The organism is Variovorax sp. JS1663 (assembly GCF_002157355.1).
GTDB lineage: Bacteria > Pseudomonadota > Gammaproteobacteria > Burkholderiales > Burkholderiaceae_C > Variovorax.
Genome location: NZ_LYMK01000086.1, coordinates 1 through 17,193, shown reverse-complemented (window position 1 = coordinate 17,193; position 17,193 = coordinate 1). Strand labels below are relative to the sequence as shown.

The following is a 17,193-nucleotide window of genomic DNA, read 5'->3' as shown; positions in this document are numbered from 1 at the left end:
ACGTGCTGCTGGTCGATGCCGCCGATACCTTCCTCGACGGCGGCGAAGGGCTCGACGTGGTCCAGGTCGTCGGCAGTGCAGGCGTCACGCTCGATATGGCCGAGAGCCACATCGAGATCGCCGTCGGCGGCGACGGTGCCGACACCTTCGTGGGCGGCGGGCGTTCCAGCGTCTTCGTGCGCGGCGGTGCAGGCGACGACCTGATCATCGGCGGCGCGGCCAACGATGCACTGAGCGGCGAGGACGGCAGCGACGTGATCGATGGTGGCGCAGGCAATGACCTGATCCGCGGCCACCGCGGCAGGGACCAGTTGCTGGGCGGTGCGGGCGACGATGTGCTCGACGGCGGCCTCGAAGACGACGCCCTGGGCGGCGGCAGCGGCAACGACGTGCTCACGGGCGGGCGGGGCGACGACAGCCTGAACGGAGGCGATGGCATCGACGTGGCGCAGTATGCGGGCTCCTATGCCGACTACCGCATCTCCAGGATCAGCGATGCCAACGGAAGCACCCGCTACCGCGTGGTCGACATCCGCACCGGCGCAGACGGCGCTGACACGCTCACGGACATCGAGAAACTCAGCTTCAGCGACATCAGCCGCGTCGACCTCACGCTCGGAAGCCCGCTGCCCGTCAAGGACGTGCTGACGGTCGACTCGACCGGCCAGGCGCTGGGCCGCAGCGCGGCGCACCTGATCTCGAAGAACCAGCTACTGGCCAACGACCGAGACTGGGACAGCGCCACCAGCCAGCTCAGCATCACCGCGGTGCTCGAAGCCAGGGGCGGCACCGTGAGCCTGACGCAGAACGGCGACGTGCTCTTCACGCCCGACCCCACGTACAGCGGCGTGATGAGCTTCAAGTACAGGATCAAGGACAACGCCAACCACGTCACCGAGATCACCAACGGCGCGACCGGGCAGTCGGAGGTGATGAAGGGCGCCGTCTACCTGCAGACGGCTGACCTGAAGGACGCGCAAGGCCGGGTCGATCCGCTGCTGCTGGAGCAGTGGTACCTGAGCGATGTCAATGTGATGCCGGTGTGGCAGGACTACTCGGGCAAGGGCGTGCGCATCGGCCAGTTCGAGCCCGGTGGGGCCTACAGCACCGGCCCCGAGGTCTTCGACTACCGCCATCCCGACCTGCAGCCCAATGCCGACAAGGTCTGGCTCAACATGCTGGACGGCACCGGCCACAGCAACACGCCCGAGACCTTCAGCAGCCACGCCACCATGGTGGCCGGCGTGATGGTCGCTGCGCGCAACGGCGAGGGCGGGGTTGGCGTGGCCTACAACGCCCGCCTTGCCGGTCACTATATCCAGGGCGAGGGCCTGGAAGTGAGGCAGCTCGACAGCGAGATCTCGAGCGCGCTGGCCAGATTCAGGGACTACGACGTGGTCAACAACTCCTGGGGGCCCAAGGGAAGCTTCGGCCTGAACGTGGTGCCCGTGGGCGCGCTGGAGTCCAACATCGCGGCAGCGGTCTCCCAAGGCCGCAACGGCCTGGGCACCGCGATCGTCATGGCAGGTGGCAACGATCGTGCAACGGGTGCCAATACCAACTACAACGCCTTGACGGCCAATCGCGCGGTGATCGTCGCGGGCAGCATCAACGCGCCAGGCGACCTGGGCAGCCTGCAGGTCGGCGCCAGGCCCTTCAGCAACCCGGGCGCATCCATATTGGTCTCGGCACCCGGCAGCAACATCGAATCGACCAGCAGGGAATTGATCGCCAGCAACGGCTCGACGTTCGGCAGCGACTACAACACGAGCCAGGGCACGAGCTTCGCGGCGCCGATCGTCTCGGGGGTGATCGCCTTGATGTTGGAAGCCAATCCCGGCCTCGGGTACCGCGACATCCAGACCATCCTCGCGATGTCCGCGACCAAGGTGAACGATCCCAATGGCACGGACTGGGCGACCAACACCGCCAGGACCTGGAATGGTGGCGGCATGCACGTCAGCCATGACTACGGCTTCGGCAAGGTGGATGCCCGCGCGGCCGTGCGCCTGGCCGAGGCCTGGACGGAACAGAACACTTTCGGCAACGAATACACCACCAGCGCATCCAGCGGTGCCATCCTTGCCGCCATTCCGGACGGTTCAGGCATGCTGACGCGCACGCTCAGCATGGGCGGGGGGCTGGAGGTGGAGAGCGCGCAGGTCACGCTGGAGCTGGATCATCAGCGCTGGGGCGACCTGATCGTCAAGCTGATCTCGCCCACGGGTACCGAGAGCGTGCTGGTCAACCGCCCCGGCAAGGCGCCTGGGAGCGCCGCGAGCGACCGGGGCGACGCTTCTTCGGGCATCTTGAGCTTCAGCTTCAACAGCACTCGCCTGCTGGGCGAGCAGAGCGCGGGCACCTGGACGCTGCAGGTGCTCGACGCGGCGACGGGCCAGGTGGGTACGCTGAAGAACTGGAAGCTCGATCTGTATGGCAAGGCGGCCGATACGAACGACGTGTATGTCTACACCAATGAGTTCGCGACCTTTGCCGGCGCCGCTCGCGGCACGTTGACGGACAGCAATGGCGGAAGGGACACGCTGAACGCCAGCGCGGTGACGGGCAACAGCGTCATCAATCTGAACAACGGCAGCACGAGCACGCTCGCGGGCAAGTCCCTCGCGGTGAGCGGTGACATCGAGATCGCTTTCGGTGGGGATGGCGACGACACGTTGACCGGCAACGCAACCAGCAACGTGCTGCTGGGTGGGCGCGGCGCCGACCTCATTCACGGCGGTGACGGCAACGATACGCTGGACGGGGGCAAGGGCAGCGACCTTTTGACGGGCGGTGCGGGCAGTGACTTGTTCGTGATCGGGAAGGACCCCGGCGCGCAGGACGCGATCGTCGATCTGTGGACGGGTACGGGCGGGGCCGTGGTGGAGACCATTGCCTTCGTCGGCTTCGGCGGCTTGCGCTTCGACACGCTCTCTCGCACACAGGTGGGTGCCGACGTCCGGCTGGATCTCGGTGATGGCCAGACCGTGCTGCTGCGCAACCAGCAGGCGAATCAGCTGGCTGCCGCGCAGTTTCAGTTCTTCGATTCGCAAGCGGCGCTGCAAGCGTGGCAGCTGGCGGGCCAGGGCGGCGGCATCGGCGGGCCCACGGAAGGCGACGATGTGCTGCAAGGGACGACGGGTGACGATGTGCTCGCCGGCCTTGGCGGCAACGACACCTTGGCGGGAAACGACGGCAACGACAAGCTGTTGGGCGGGTCGGGGCGGGATGCGCTGAACGGTGGTGCCGGCAACGATGTGCTCGTGCTGGATGGCGATCAAGGCGCCGTGTCGTACGCCACCGGATCGGCAGGGCCTGGCGCGCGTACCGGCGGAACGGGTGCTGACCGCTTCCTCGTGGCACCCGACGGCGGGGGTGCCACGGCCGTCGGCCTGTCGGGCGCAGACATGACCGCCAGCAACCTGATCCGCGATTTCGATCTGGCCGTGGACAAGATCGATCTGAGTCAGTTTGCCTGGATCACGAGCTTCAGCCAGTTGACGGCGACCAAGGCGCTGACCATCAACAGCACGTTCATCACGCGTGTTTCGGCCCAGGCCAGCGGCCAGCCGACTGTTGCCGTTGGGCTCTACGGCATCGAGCCGGCTGCGCTGACGGCGGCCAACTTCATCTTCGCCGGAAGCGCCGATGCGACGCCCATGCCTGTATCGAATGCGAGTGCAAGTACTGCGGCAGGCGCGGCTCCGCTGGCAATCGTCGGGGCCACGGCGGCAGCGGCGACGCAGCCGCCCGCCATCAGCGGTACGAGCGCGGACGACATGCTTGTCGGCGACGCCGGCGCCAATACCCTCGATGGCTTGGCGGGAGCAGACGGCATGACAGGCCGAACCGGCGACGACACCTACGTGGTCGACCACGCAGGCGACACGATCAGCGAACTGCCCGGCGGCGGCTATGACTCGGTGCAATCCACGGTGAATTACACGCTCAGTGCAAATGTCGAAGCCCTGGTGCTGGGAGGCTCTGCGGATCTCGGTGCCATGGGCAATGACCAGCGCAATCGCCTCGCCGGCAATGCGGGCGCCAATCGACTGGATGGCGCCGCCGAGGCGGACGACATGGTGGGGGGCGCCGGGAATGACACCTATGTCGTCGACAACCAACTCGACACGGTGTTCGAAGGTGACAACGAAGGTGTCGACTCGGTGGAGTCCGCCGTTTCGTGGACCTTGGGCCAGAACGTCGAGAACCTTGTGCTGACCGGGTCGGACCATGTCAATGCCACGGGCAATGCGCTCGCAAACGCGTTGACGGGAAACACGGGTGACAACATCCTGGATGGTGCAGAGGGGGCCGACAGCATGGCCGGAGGTGGAGGCAACGATACGTACTATGTAGACAACGCGGGCGACGCCGTCGCCGAAGCATTGAATGGCGGCCTGGACACGGCTCATTCCAGCGTCAATGTGAGCTTGGGCGCGAATGTCGAGAACGCAGTGCTGTTCGGGGCGGCGACCTCTGCGGCGGGCAATGTGTTGGACAACACGCTGGTCGGCAACGGCCTTGCCAACACGTTGAGCGGCGATGCGGGCAACGACTTTCTGGAGGGTCAAGGAGGCGATGACGCCTTGTATGGCGGCAGCGGCGATGACTATCTGGACGGCGGCCGGGGCAGGAACGCGCTGGCCGGCGGCTTGGGCAACGACACCTATGTCGTGGGTTCGACGGATAGCACTGGTTTCCAGATTGGACGGTGGTCCACTCAGCAGGGCGGCTATTCAGACGCGCAGCGCTGGTTCACGGCGGATGTGAACGGGGACGGCAAGGCCGATCTGGTCAACGTGTTCAACGACGGCGGAACGATGAGCGCGGATGCTCATATCAGCACCGGCACCGGGTATCAGATACAACGTTGGGCGACCCGGCAGGGAGGGTATTGGGACGCACAGCGCTGGAGCGTTGCGGACGTGAACGGCGACGGCAAGGCTGATCTGGTCAACATCTACGGCGAGAGCGGCGCCATGAGCGCAGATGCGCACATCAGCACCGGCAGCGGCTTCCAGATTCAACGCTGGGCCACTCGGCAGGGAGGGTACGGGGACGCACAGCGCTGGAGCGTTGCGGACGTGAACGGCGACGGCAAAGCCGATCTGGTCAACATCTACGGCGACAACGGCGCCATGAGCGCAGATGCGCACATCAGCACCGGCAGCGGCTTCCAGATTCAACGCTGGGCCACTCAGCAGGGAGGGTATTGGGACGCGCAGCGCTGGAGCATTGCGGACGTGAACGGCGACGGCAGGGCCGATCTGGTCAACATCTATGGCGAGAGCGGCGCCATGAGCGCAGATGCGCACATCAGCACAGGCAGCGACTTCCAGATTCAACGCTGGGCCACTCGGCAGGGAGCGTATTGGGACGCGCAGCGCTGGAGCCTTGCGGATGTGAACGGTGATGGCAAGGCCGATCTGGTCAACATCTACGGCGAGAACGGCGCCATGAGTGCAGATGCGCACATCAGCACCGGCAGCGGCTTCCAGATTCAACGCTGGGCCACTCGGCAGGGAGGGTATTGGGATGCGCAGCGCTGGAGCCTTGCGGACGTGAACGGTGATGGCAAGGCCGATCTGGTCAACATCTACGGCGAAAACGGTGCCATGAACGCAGACGCTCACGTCAGCACGGGCCGTGGATTTCAGATCCAGCGCTGGGCAACGCAGCAAGGCGGCTACAGCGACAGCAGTCAGCGCTGGAGCCTTGCTGATGCAAATGGCGATGGCAAAAGCGATCTGGTCAACCTCATGAATGACGGAGGTTCCATGTCGGCGGATGTCCACGCCAGTGGCAACGCTGTCGACCCGCGCAGCGATGCGATCACGGAGCAAGCGGGTGAAGGCATCGATACGGTTCATTCCAGTTCCAGCCATACGCTTGCCCCCACCCTTGAAAATTTGATCCTCAGGGGTTCGGAGATCGCCCAAGGTTCGGGGAATGCTTCAGGCAACGGCCTGACGGGCAATGCGGCCATGAATACGCTCAAGGGCTACGCCGGCGACGACGTGCTCGATGGTGGTGGAGGAGATGATTTCCTGCTCGGTGGCGCGGGCAATGACACCTATGTGCTGGGGCGCGGCCATGGCGTCGACCGGATCGGCGAGAACGATGGGACAGGCGGCAACACGGACGTCGCCCTGTTCAACGCCGGCATTGCGGCCGACCAGTTGTGGTTCCGCCAGGCCGGCAACGATCTCGAGGTCAGCGTGATCGGAACCGGCGACAAGTTCCTGATCGGCAACTGGTATCTGGGCGGCGCCTACCATGTCGAGCAGTTCAAGACCAGCGATGGGCACGTGTTGCAGGACAGCCAGGTGCAAAACCTGGTGCAGGCGATGGCAAGCTTCTCCCCGCCAACGGCGGGGCAGACAACGCTGTTGCCGAGCTACCAGAGCAGCTTGAATGCGGTGATCGCGGCCAATTGGCAGTGATCCTTCAACGCCCCGGCAACCCCATCGCCCGCGTGATCACTTCCTTCATGATCTCGTTGGTGCCGCCGTAGATGCGCTGCACCCGCGCATCGGCGTACGCGCGCGTCACCGGGTACTCCCACATGAAGCCGTAGCCGCCGTGCAGCTGCACGCACTCGTCCATCACCTTGCACTGCAGGTCGGTGGTCCAGTACTTGGCCATGCTGGCGGTGGCGGTGTCCAGCTTCTGCTGCTGCAGCAGCTCGATGCACTTGTCGACGAAGACCTGCGCGATCTGCACCTCGGTCTGCAGTTCGGCCAAGGTGTAGCGCGTGTTCTGGTAGGCGCCCACCGGTTGCCCGAACACCTTGCGGTCCTTGACGTAGGCCACCGTGTGCTCGATCGCCGCCTGCGAGGCGGCCACCGCGCTGATCGCGATCTGCAGCCGTTCCCAGGGCAACTGCTCCATCAGGCAGACGAAGCCGCGGTTCTGTTCGCCCAGCAAGGCATCGGGCGGCAGGTGCACGTCGTTGAAGAAGAGCTCCGAGGTGTCCTGCGCCTTCAGCCCCAGCTTCTTGAGCCGCTGCCCCTTCTCGAAGCCCGGCATGCCGCGCTCCACCAGGAACAGGCTGGTGCCCTTGGCGCCGCCCTCGGGGTCGGTCTTGGCCACGACGATCACCAGGTCGGCGTGCCAGCCATTGGTGATGAAGGTCTTGCTGCCGGAGAGGTGCCAGCCGCCGTCGGGCTGCGGCAGCGCCGCGGTGCGCACGGCCTGCAGGTCGCTCCCGGCGCCGGGCTCACTCATCGCGATGGCGCCTACCATCTCGCCGCTGGCGAGCTGGGGCAGGTACTTGCGCTTCTGCGCCTGGGTGCCGTAGTGCAGGATGTAGGGCGCCACGATCTCGCTGTGCAGACCGAAGCCCACGCCGGTGAAGCCGCGCGCCCACAGCTCCTCGAACTGGATCACCGAATAGAGCAGGTCGGCGCCGGCGCCGCCGTACTCTTCCGGCAGCGACATGCAGAGGAAGCCGTTCTCGCCGGCCTTGTTCCAGAGCGCGCGATCGACGTAGCCCTGCGCCTCCCAGTCCTCGTGGAAGGGCGCGATCTCCTTGTCCATGAAGCGGCGGAAGCTGTCGCGGAAGGCCTCGTGGTCGGGGGTGAAGAGGGTGCGTTCGATCATGAGTCTCGTCCTGGAAATTCAGGCGTGCGTTTTTGCAGGAAGGCGGCCACGCCCTCGGCGAAGGCGGGCCGGTTCAGCAGTTCGCGCTGGCGCTCGCTCTCGTAGTGCAATTGCTCGGGCAGTGTGTGGCGGGCCGATGCCTCCAGCGCGCGGCGCGCCTCGATCACCGCATGCGCCGGCAGGCGGGCCAGGCGCTTCGCGACCTGCTGGGCTTCGAGCAGCAACAGGTCGTCCTCCATGCAGGCCCAGATCAGGCCCCATTGCGCCGCGCGCTCGGCGGAGATGCGCTCGTCCAGCAGGCTCATGCCCATGGCGCGCGCCGGCCCCACCAGGCGCGGGATGAACCAGGTGCAGCCCAGGTCCGGCACGATGCCCAGCCGGGGCAGGAAAGACAGGTAGAAGTAGGCGCTCTTCGCGGCGATCACCACGTCGCCCGCCAGCGCGAGCCCCACGCCGGCGCCGGCCGTGGGGCCATTGACGGCGCACACCACCGGCACCGGCAGCGCGCGCATTTCCTCGATCAGCGGGTTGCTCGTCGACTGCATCCAGTCCGCGGTCTGGTCGCCCAGCGTCTGGCCCTCCGAGGGCGGGCGCATCGCGCTGAGGTCCGCGCCCACGCAGAACGAGCGGCCCGCGCCGGTCAGCACCACGGCGCGCACGCCGTGGTCTTCGCGCACGCGTGCGAAGCACTCGCGCAGGGCCTCCTGCAGGTCGAGCGCGATCGGGTTGAGCTTGGCCGGCAGGTTGAGCGTCAGCGTCGCGACGCCTTCCTGCAGCTCCCACAGCACGGCGGACATCAGAGGCGCTCCACGATGGTCACGTTCGCCATGCCGCCGCCTTCGCACATGGTCTGCAGGCCGTATCGCTTGCCGCGCTGATGCAGCGCGTGGATCAGCGTGGTCATCAGCTTGGTGCCCGAGGCGCCCAGCGGATGGCCCAGCGAGATCGCGCCGCCGTTCACGTTGAGCCGCGCGCGGTCGGCGCCCAGCCGCTGCAGCCAGGCCAGCGGCACCGGCGCGAAGGCCTCGTTGATCTCGTAGAGGTCGATGTCCCCGATCGTCATGCCGGCCTTCCGCAGCGCCCGCTCGGTGGCGGGAATCGGCGCCTCCAGCATCACGACCGGGTCGTGCCCCATCACGCTCATGTGGTGGATGCGCGCCAGCGGCTTCGCGCCCAGCGTCTTCAGCCCGCGCTCGTTGACCACCAGCACGCCGCTGGCGCCGTCGCAGATCTGGCTGGCGGTGGCGGCGGTGCAGCGGCCGCCCTCGGCGATCAGCTTCACGCCCTGGATGCCTTCGAGCGTGACGTCGAAGCGGATGCCTTCGTCCACGGTGTGCATCTCGCCCGTGCCGCTGCCGTCGGCCAGCCGCACCTCGACCGGCAGAATCTCGCCGGCAAAGGCGCCCTCGCGGGTGGCGGCAATGGCGCGCCGATGGGTCTCGAAGGCATAGCGGTCCAGCGCCTCCTTCTCGATGCCGTGGCGTCTGGCGATCATCTCCGCGCCCGTGAACTGGCTGAACTCCACGCCCGGGTAGCGCCGCTGCATCGCCGGGCTCATGTAAGTGCCCAGGCCCGCCTTGGCCGGCAGCGCGTTGGGCGTGAACATGGGTACGCGCGTCATGCTCTCGACGCCGCCGGCGATCACCGCGTCCATGCTGCCCGACATCACCGCCTGCGCCGCGAAATGCAGCGCCTGCTGCGAGGAGCCGCATTGGCGATCGACCGAGGTGCCCGGCACCGATTCGGGGAGCAGGGAGGCCAGCACCGCATTGCGCGCGACGTTGCTGGCCTGCTCGCCGACCTGGCTCACGCAGCCGAGGATCACATCCTCCACCGCGGCCGGGTCGATGCCGCTCTTCGCGACCAGCGCGTCGATCACCTGCGCCGCCAGGTCCGCGGGGTGCCAGCCCGCCAGCCGCCCGCCGCGGCGGCCGCCGGCAGTGCGCGTCGCGGCCACGATGTATGCCTCTGCCATGTGTCGTCCTTGTCTGCGGAAAGAAACAGGGCGCCGGCATCGCGAAGCAAAACGCCGTCACGGGCGTGACGGCGTCGTGCGCAGCAGGGACCGGGGCCACGCGTCGATGGTTCGACGCCGGCCCTGGCAGGTCAAGCCGGGGACATCCCGCGGGCGGCGAGTCGCCAAGGCGACCCTGAGCGCTCTCGTGCCGGCGGCGTCGCCGGGCGCGAGCCTGACACGGTGATGAAGGCCGGCTCCAGCGCCGACACCAGCATGCGCCGGTGCCGGTCGCCCACGAAGCGCTCGCCGGGCGACAGCACGATGTCGCGGCGGTCATGGTCCAGCGTGATCCACACGCTGCCGCTGCGGCATTCGATGCCCACGCCCTCGCCGTCCGTCAGGGTGAAGATGCCGCGCTTGGCCAGGGTCAGGTGAAAGCTCTCTTGGTTGGTAGGCATGGCGGATTCCTTTGCATTCGGCTGTGGAATGAATATAGTCAGCCGTATAGCTCTCGTCACACGATCAATTGGAATTCGTTGCATGCGTGTAGAGAATGTGAAGCCGCCACCACCGAGCACCGGCCTGCCCCCGCTGGAGCTGCTGCGCAGCTTCGAGGCTGCCGCGCGGACCCTGAGCTTCACGCAGGCGGCGGCCGAGCTGTTCCTGACCCAGTCGGCCGTCAGCCGGCAGATCCAGCAGCTCGAGGCCAGCCTGGGCGTGCTGCTGTTCGAGCGCCGCCACCGCGCCCTGGCGCTGACCGAGGCCGGCGGCGTGCTTCAGCGCGCGGTCGTCGAGAGCCTGGAGCGGCTGCGCGACGCCACCGCGCGCCTGCGCGCCGTGCCGACGCTGCGTCAGGTCGCCATCACCTGCACGCCGGGCTTTGCCTCGTTCTGGCTGATCCCGCGGCTCGCGCGCTTCACCGCGGACCATCCGCAGGTCGACGTGCGGCTGTCCGCCAAGCTGGAGGTGCTTGATCTCGAGCGCGACCGGCTCGACGTGGCGGTGCGCTTCGTGCCCATCGAGCGCGGCACCGGTCCGGCGCTCTTCGAGGAATCGGTGATGCCGCTGTGCGCCCCGCAGGTGGCGAAGCTGCTGCGCACGCCCGACGACCTGGCGGGCCAGACGCTGCTGACCATCGAGATGGCGCATCCCGGCGATCCGCCCACCACCGATTGGGAGCCCTGGCTGAAGCTGATGGGGCTGGCCGATGTGCGCATGAAGAACACCGTGCGCTTCACCCACTACACCGAGGCAGTGGCCGCGGCGGTCGCCGGCCACGGCGTGGTGATCGGGCGGATGCCGCTGCTGCGCGACCTGGTGCAGGGCGGCAGCCTGGTGGCGCCCTTCGGGGCGGGGGCGGCTTCGCGGCGCGCCTATTTCATCGAGAGCTCGCGCCGTGCGGCGCACAACGCCGATGCGCAGGATTTCATCCGCTGGCTGCGCGCGGAAACCGAGGCGGCGCGGCGCAGCTAAGCCGCTTCAGGGTGTCGCCGCGGTCTTCGCTGCGCCTGCGACCCGCGTGCCGAACACCGCCGCCAGCGAGCGCGTCTCGGGCAGCACGTAGACCACCCCGCGTCGCGTTCCGAGGGCCGGCTTCACGTGCATGTCGTAGAAGGCGGCCGGCACGTTGATGCAGCCGTAGGAAATGCGGTTGTCCAGGGCCGTTGGCGTGGCCAGCCGCTCCAGCCTTCGCTCGGCCGGGTTGGTAGCCCGCACGCGGTGCATCGAGACCGCGGCGTCATAGTCGACCCAGACGATGTCTTCGCCCTGCAGGTTGCGGCCCGGCTCGGTGGCGAAGCGGCCCGCGGGCGTCGTGCGCTCCTCGGGGCGGATCTGCGCCATCGGCCGCTCGCCGATGCCGGGCACCGAATCGTCGCCGTGCGCAAGCCCTAGCAGGATCGGCGAGGAGCCGCGCTCCTTGGCCGACGCATCGAACACATGGACGCGCGCGCCCTTCTTGTCGACCACCGCGAAAGCCGCGCCGCCGTTGTCGCCGGTGGCGCGGACCCATTGCACCAGGGTCGCGACATCGCCCTGCGCGCGCGCAGGCGCGGGCAGGACGAGCGCTGCCGCCAGCGCGAGCAGCGCGAAGCCAGACGCGTGGACCGGCAGGGCCCGGGTCATGGCGTAGGACTCAGTTGCGGTCTGCCCGGGCCATGCGCATCGTGTCGGAGGGCGGCGTGGCGGGGCTCGTGGTGTCGGTGGACGAGGACATCGTGCCGCTGCCCGAGGTGCTGCCGCCGGCCGCAGGGCTGGAACTCATCGTGCCGGAGCTCTGGTTCGACGGCGTGGTGCCGGTCGTGCCCATCGGTGTGCCGCTCTGGGCCTGCTGGCCCGCGCCGGTGGCCGGATTGGGCGAACTGCTGGTCGGCGGGTTGCCCTGCGCGATCGCGAAGCCTGCGGCGCCCGCGATAGCCAGCGCGGCCGCGGATGCCTTGAGTGCGTTCGAAAGCGAAATCGATGTCATGAAGTTCTCCTTGAGGGGTGGATGTGACATGGCTGGGGCCTCAGCGCATACAAAAGTAGACACATGGGTTTACGTCGTGGTCGGTGGGCCGCGCGCCTGGCTGTAGGACGAGGGGGCATGCCCCTGGATCGGAGGGGCGACGCAATGGCCGGGCCGCGCCGCATTACAGTTCGGGGCTTGATCCTGGCGCGAGGCGCCCGGCTGGCGCACCCGATTTCCCATGACTCCGAACCCCGCAGACACCGAGACCCCGTCTTCCACCCCGCAGCCTGCGGCTCCCGGCAAGGCTTCGCGCCGACGCCGCAAGCCCCGGAACGCGGGCCAGCCGCAAGCGAGCCCGCAGGCGGCGCAGAAGGCCGCCGATCCGCCGCAGCGGCCGCAACAGCACCCGCGCAAGACCCATCCGGTGCTGGAGCGCCTGTTCGAGCTCTATCCGCAGCTCTTCGGCGCGCGCTTCCTGCCGCTCAAGCTCGGCGTCTTCGAGGACCTGCTGGCCCGGCACCCCGACGCGTTCAAGCCCGAGGACCTGAAGGTCGCGATGGGTCTGCATGCACGCTCTACCCGCTATCTCGAAGCGGTCGCCTCCGGCAAGCAGCGCCACGACCTGGACGGCAAGCCGGTCGAGCCTGTCGCACCGGGACACGTGCACCACGCCATCCTCGAGGTCTTCCGCCGCCGCCAGGGCCGCAGCAGCGAAGACCTGCGCCCGCAGCTGCGCGCGCAGCTCGTGCGGGCCATCGAGGCATCAGGCCTGTCGCGCGAGGACTACGTGATGGCCGTGGGCGGCAGGGACGAGGCCGCGAACGCAGCGCTCGACGAAGCCTTTGCCGAGCTCGGCGAGCGCCATGCCAAGCGGGAGGCGCTGCGGCGCGCCTTCGAGGCGAGCGGGCGCAGCGTGGCCGAGTTTGCAGAGATGTACGGGATGGATCCCGCGGACGTCCGCCGTGCGCTCGGGCATCCGCGGAACAAGGCCGGCGGCGGCGCGCCTGCCAACTGACCTCACGTTCTTGTCGCTACCTGCGCGCCCTTGGGGTGAAACCCGCAGGGGCGACCAAAGAGCCAGATTCATACATGTTGAGGTACAGCTGAATTGAACCGGCGGAACCTTCAATCTTCAGATCAAACACATCGAGCAGTCCCCCTCTGCCCACCAGGCCATTGGGTGTCTCGAAGGGACAGCAGGAGCCTCGGCGCTCGTACTCGACAGGCTCACCCTTGGGGCCGCGAATCGCATTGAGGTACATGCGTTCCCGACGAGGACCGTCCATCGAATTCCCTGGTCCAACCTTGATTGGATTGGCAGGCGTACGCCCATAGGACGGATCGGAAGACACGCCTTCGATCTCGGCGTGAGGGTCGGGCGAATCGCTCCGCCCGTAGGGCACCCCTTTTCTCGCCGCAGTTGTTCTTGCGAGGATGGGGCTTGTGGAGTCGCCTGCCATGACTGAAGGTGCGGGGGCTGCGCATGCGACAAGTGCTGACGATGCCAGAAGAAGAGCAGCGCCAGGTCTGGCAGCGGCGTATCGGTGAATGCCGAAACGGCGAAGGATAAAAATGGCGGCGGCAAAAGCCCGTTTCACGTTCACTCTCGATCTCTCCGATATGGAGACGCATTGGCGGCAGGCATTGGCGGCAGGCATCGTAGAGGCGCGTCCATCACGGACTGATATTGGTTCAAGAAAAAATCAGAAAAGCGGCGCACGGTCCCTACAGGCGCGGGTCTTTGTTGAACCAGGATGCAAGTGATCTGGTGCCTTGAATGGGGTCGCCCCGCGCGGCACAGCACCCGGCCCCGATCCCTGCAGGTGTGTGCCGCACTGGCTTACTGCGGGTACACGCGCGTGACCAGCAGCGAGGTCCCAAACCCCGACCCCGAGAGCGACACCGTTCGACCCTGCGTGGTGATCAGATCGGTGGGCGCCTGCCCCTGCCACGAGGCGGGCAGGTTGGGGTTGTTGCGCACCTGGAAGTAGACGTTGCCCGTCGCATCCAGGAACATCAAGTAGGCTGGGTTGCCGATCAGGTTTGTGCGTGTCAGCGCCAGGTCGCTGGTCTTTGACAAGGTCGTGCCCGCCGGGGTCGGCACCGTCACCCAGCCAGCCCAGTTGCCACTGGGGTCGCGCAGGACCTGCTGGATCTGGCCCTGGCTGCCATCGGCCGCAGTGGTGATGGCCAGCACGTTCGTGTACAGATCGTCCGAGGAGGCAATGGCCAACGCCTGGGTGTTCATGCCTTGCGCACCGGGCACCTGGGCGAAGGGCGTCCAGGTGCCGTTCGGCCAGCGCACGCGGTGGAATACGCTGGCAGCCTCCAGCCCGTTGGCAATCACCTGCGCATTGCCTGCCGACGTGGGCGAGCTCCCGTTGATGGCGATGGCCACGTCACGCGCCGCAAAGGTGAGCGTGCCCACGCCATCGAGCAGGCCGAAGCCCGACCAGTTGCCATTGTTGGGGTACTGCATGGCGTGGTACAGCGAATCGTTGGCTGCGTGGATGATGACCACCTGGAAGCTGCCGTCCTTGGCTGCTGCGATGGCGATCTTCTTGGCCTTGACTCCGGCGGGATCGCCCGTTGCACCGTTCGACAAGCCTGGCACGACGTAGTACGGGCCCCACACGGGGTCGCCGCCAAACGGGTTGGCCTTCAGCGCACGGGCGTAGACGCGTCCGTCCGGACCCATGGCCATGGCCTGCGCCAGCACGCCACCGGCCGCCACCGGGTTGGGCGACACGGCGATGACGCACTGGTCCGCATAGAAATCCACATTGCTGCCGAGCACGCCGCCGCCGCCTTGCGGCGTCGTGGCATGGCAGTTCTTCGGCACGCGGGCCCAGTCGACCTCAGAAGCGGTGATGGGCCAGACGTACGTGGTGGGGCTGCCGGCCCGTGCGCGGGTCGTCAATTTAGCGCCCGTCTGATTCGGATCGAACCCGCCACTCAACAAAGTGGCATCCGGAGAAATGACGGTCCTTGAGAATGCGTTGATCGGCTGTATGACGTGACGATCGGTGCCGTCCGTATTGATTTCCCACAGGGAAATCGGAGCCGACGAGTCTCTGTAAAGAATCGATGTGCCGTCCGGCGCCCATGATGGGGCGTTTGTACCGCCAGTCAGCAAGCGCGAGCCAGGAGTGGCGAGCTGTTCGATCCTGAGGTCCCAGATCTTGTCGCCATACGCGAAGACGTTGGCGGCCGGAGACCATTCAAAGCTGTATGGACTGATCCCATTCCCCAAATTGCGGACAAAGCTCTTGCCAGTGCCATCGGGGTTCATGGTCCACAGCGAGTTCGCATCGTTGCTGGGCGGCATCTGCGATACGTAGGCCAGTCGGGATCCGTCGGGCAACCACGATATTGCGAACGTGCTTGCATCGTTGGTCAGTTGGACCACGTTGGATCCATCGAGATTCATGACATAGACGTCTTTGCCCGTGCCGGGACCTCTCAGAAAGGCGATCTTCTTGCCGTTGGGCGAGACTCGGGGGGCGAGGCCCTCGGCCAGCGTGGTGGCGCTGCTGTTGCCAGGCGACACCCTGCCGATGCTGGCCGGTGATGTGCTCGTCGACCCGAACACGATGGGGCCGTTCTCGCCCGGGTAGGTGGCATGCGCCGGGATGATCGAGCCCACCGCGGCGAGGGTTGCGAGCACCAGGCCCATGCGCTGCAGCTTTCGCGCAGGTTTGCGCGGCCGTGCCTTTGATGGATAGGTGCCGGGAGAACTGAGTGTCGACATGAAAGCTTTCTTCATAATTCGGATCTCAGCTGCGGAAGCTGGGAAACGCGGGCAAAGTCACCTGGCGCAGCACGGCACTCGCCACCGGTCCCGAGGGTGGGTGCCATACCGGCCTGCTACGGGTATGTGCGCGTGACCAGCATCTGGAGCGGCGGGAACCCTGGCGTCTGAGCAATTGACACTGTTCGAGCTTGATCGGTGACCAGAGAGGCGGGCTCCTGCGTCTGCCATGAGGACAGCACATCCGGATTCGCGCGCCCCTGGACGTAGGCCTTACCCGTCTCATCCCTGAACATCACAATGCCGTAAATGACGATGCGCGCCGCCGCTATATCGGTGGTCGTGGGCAGGGGCACCGGGGTGGGCACCACCACCCAGTTGGTCCAGTTGCCGCTGGGGTCGCGCCCCGCCTGCAAGAGCAGCCCCTTGGTGGGATCGGCAACAGAGACCCCGACGGCCAGCACGTTCGTGTACAGATTGTCCGAGGAGGCAATGGCCACGGCCTTTGAAGCAAAGCTCGAACCGGGCACCATCGCAAAGGGCGTCCAGGTACCGTTCGGCCAGCGCACGCGGTGGTACAAGCCTGGAGACTGCAGCCCGGTGGCGATCACCTGCGCATTGCCCGGCGACGTGGGCGTGCTGGCGTTGATGGCGATACCTACGTCACGCGCCGCAAAGCTGGCCCAGCCCCCAGCCCCATCGAGCAGATTGAAGCCCGACCAACTGCCATTGGCGTACTGCATGGCGTGGTACACCGAATTGTCGTCGGTTCTGATGATGACCACCTGGAAGCTGCCGTCCTTGGCCGCTGCGATGGCGATCTTCTTGGCCTTGACACCCGCGGCATCGCCCGACACGCCCGGCACGACGGCGAACGGGCTCCACACGGGCGCACCACCGGACGGGTTGCTCGTCTGCGCACTGGCATAGACGCGTCCGTCCGAACCCACGGCCATGGCCCGCGCCAGCACGCCACCGGCTAGAGCAGTGTCAGGTGATGTGGCGATGACGCATTGGTTCGCGGAGAAGCCAACAAAGTTGCCGAGCACGCCGCCATTGCCCTGCTCGTCGCCGAGGTAGCAGTGTTCCGTCGGGGTGGCGTGGGCCGGGGTGATCGAGCCCATCGCGATGGCCAGGGTTGCGAGCACCAGGCCAATGCACTTCAGCCTTCGCGCAGGTTTGCGTGACGACGCTTTGGATGGGGTGATGACGCGGGAACTGAGTGTCGACATGAACGCTCCTCAATAGCAAAGTTCGAGAAAACCATGCTATGGACCGCTCGGGACAGACTGTCAGCGATGAAGCAAAGAATCAGAATCGAAGCCGACCTGCCGACGCTGGCCAGCTAAGGCATGCGCAGTTCGATGAGCCGCAAGGACAACTGCGCCACCCCGCGCGGCACGACACCCACCACCGGTCCCGAAGGTGGGT

11 protein-coding genes are annotated in these 17,193 nt (G+C 66.8%); 3 read left to right on the top strand and 8 right to left on the bottom strand.

What is annotated here, in order from left to right; genetic code table 11:
* Positions 1–95: 95 nt before the first annotated feature.
* Positions 96–6,446 (top strand): S8 family serine peptidase, encoded by a 6,351-nt coding sequence (locus tag A8M77_RS37350; protein WP_272947472.1) that lies wholly within the window; start codon positions 96–98, stop codon positions 6,444–6,446.
* Between the two features lie 4 nt (positions 6,447–6,450).
* Here A8M77_RS37350 and A8M77_RS34145 read toward each other — a convergent pair whose 3' ends face one another.
* From A8M77_RS34145 to A8M77_RS34130, 4 genes are all read right to left on the bottom strand, one after another.
* A complete protein-coding gene (locus A8M77_RS34145) occupies positions 6,451–7,605 on the bottom strand; it encodes an acyl-CoA dehydrogenase family protein (RefSeq protein WP_086925915.1) in 1,155 nt (384 codons plus the stop codon).
* The gene (locus A8M77_RS34140; RefSeq protein WP_086925914.1) at positions 7,602–8,402 is read right to left on the bottom strand and encodes an enoyl-CoA hydratase-related protein; all 801 of its coding nucleotides are present in this window, start codon (positions 8,400–8,402) and stop codon (positions 7,602–7,604) included. The genes A8M77_RS34145 and A8M77_RS34140 overlap by 4 nt, the downstream gene beginning before the upstream one ends.
* Positions 8,402–9,580 carry an acetyl-CoA C-acetyltransferase gene (locus A8M77_RS34135; protein WP_086925913.1) on the bottom strand — a complete coding sequence of 393 codons (1,179 nt, stop codon included), beginning with the start codon at positions 9,578–9,580 and terminating at the stop codon, positions 8,402–8,404. The genes A8M77_RS34140 and A8M77_RS34135 overlap by 1 nt, the downstream gene beginning before the upstream one ends.
* Positions 9,581–9,711: 131 nt before the next feature.
* Positions 9,712–10,020 (bottom strand): DUF2917 domain-containing protein, encoded by a 309-nt coding sequence (locus A8M77_RS34130; protein ID WP_086925912.1) that lies wholly within the window; start codon positions 10,018–10,020, stop codon positions 9,712–9,714.
* Positions 10,021–10,102: 82 nt separating this feature from the next.
* On the opposite strand from A8M77_RS34130, the gene A8M77_RS34125 reads away from it, so the two are divergent.
* Positions 10,103–11,035 carry a LysR substrate-binding domain-containing protein gene (locus tag A8M77_RS34125; RefSeq protein WP_086925911.1) on the top strand — a complete coding sequence of 311 codons (933 nt, stop codon included), beginning with the start codon at positions 10,103–10,105 and terminating at the stop codon, positions 11,033–11,035.
* A 6-nt stretch (positions 11,036–11,041) separates the two neighbouring features.
* Here the strand turns inward: A8M77_RS34125 and A8M77_RS34120 are convergent, their stop codons facing one another.
* The gene (locus A8M77_RS34120; RefSeq protein ID WP_086925910.1) at positions 11,042–11,686 is read right to left on the bottom strand and encodes a L,D-transpeptidase; all 645 of its coding nucleotides are present in this window, start codon (positions 11,684–11,686) and stop codon (positions 11,042–11,044) included.
* A 10-nt stretch (positions 11,687–11,696) separates the two neighbouring features.
* Entirely contained in the window at positions 11,697–12,029 is a 333-nt protein-coding gene (locus A8M77_RS34115) for a hypothetical protein (protein WP_086925909.1), read from the bottom strand.
* Between the two features lie 220 nt (positions 12,030–12,249).
* Here A8M77_RS34115 and A8M77_RS34110 point away from each other — a divergent pair, with 220 nt between their 5' ends.
* Positions 12,250–13,026 carry a ProQ/FINO family protein gene (locus A8M77_RS34110; RefSeq protein WP_086925908.1) on the top strand — a complete coding sequence of 259 codons (777 nt, stop codon included), beginning with the start codon at positions 12,250–12,252 and terminating at the stop codon, positions 13,024–13,026.
* Between the two features lie 825 nt (positions 13,027–13,851).
* Here A8M77_RS34110 and A8M77_RS35860 read toward each other — a convergent pair.
* Together A8M77_RS35860 and A8M77_RS34100 are read right to left on the bottom strand one after the other, a co-directional pair.
* Entirely contained in the window at positions 13,852–15,777 is a 1,926-nt protein-coding gene (locus A8M77_RS35860; protein WP_143694877.1) for a PD40 domain-containing protein, read from the bottom strand.
* A 101-nt stretch (positions 15,778–15,878) separates the two neighbouring features.
* Positions 15,879–16,994: a hypothetical protein gene (locus A8M77_RS34100; RefSeq protein ID WP_143694876.1), complete on the bottom strand. Its 1,116-nt coding sequence runs from the start codon at positions 16,992–16,994 to the stop codon at positions 15,879–15,881.
* Positions 16,995–17,193 lie beyond the last annotated feature (199 nt).

What these genes read in the sequence shown, in the direction of transcription:
- A8M77_RS35860 (WP_143694877.1), bottom strand. Translation starts at nt 15,777, where the DNA reads ATGAAGAAAGCTTTCATGTCGACACTCAGTTCTCCCGGCACCTATCCA.
- A8M77_RS34120 (WP_086925910.1), bottom strand. Translation starts at nt 11,686, where the DNA reads ATGACCCGGGCCCTGCCGGTCCACGCGTCTGGCTTCGCGCTGCTCGCG.
- A8M77_RS34145 (WP_086925915.1), bottom strand. Translation starts at nt 7,605, where the DNA reads ATGATCGAACGCACCCTCTTCACCCCCGACCACGAGGCCTTCCGCGAC.
- A8M77_RS37350 (WP_272947472.1), top strand. Translation starts at nt 96, where the DNA reads ATGGCCGAGAGCCACATCGAGATCGCCGTCGGCGGCGACGGTGCCGAC.
- A8M77_RS34110 (WP_086925908.1), top strand. Translation starts at nt 12,250, where the DNA reads ATGACTCCGAACCCCGCAGACACCGAGACCCCGTCTTCCACCCCGCAG.
- A8M77_RS34140 (WP_086925914.1), bottom strand. Translation starts at nt 8,402, where the DNA reads ATGTCCGCCGTGCTGTGGGAGCTGCAGGAAGGCGTCGCGACGCTGACG.
- A8M77_RS34135 (WP_086925913.1), bottom strand. Translation starts at nt 9,580, where the DNA reads ATGGCAGAGGCATACATCGTGGCCGCGACGCGCACTGCCGGCGGCCGC.
- A8M77_RS34100 (WP_143694876.1), bottom strand. Translation starts at nt 16,994, where the DNA reads ATGTCGACACTCAGTTCCCGCGTCATCACCCCATCCAAAGCGTCGTCA.
- A8M77_RS34125 (WP_086925911.1), top strand. Translation starts at nt 10,103, where the DNA reads ATGCGTGTAGAGAATGTGAAGCCGCCACCACCGAGCACCGGCCTGCCC.
- A8M77_RS34115 (WP_086925909.1), bottom strand. Translation starts at nt 12,029, where the DNA reads ATGACATCGATTTCGCTTTCGAACGCACTCAAGGCATCCGCGGCCGCG.
- A8M77_RS34130 (WP_086925912.1), bottom strand. Translation starts at nt 10,020, where the DNA reads ATGCCTACCAACCAAGAGAGCTTTCACCTGACCCTGGCCAAGCGCGGC.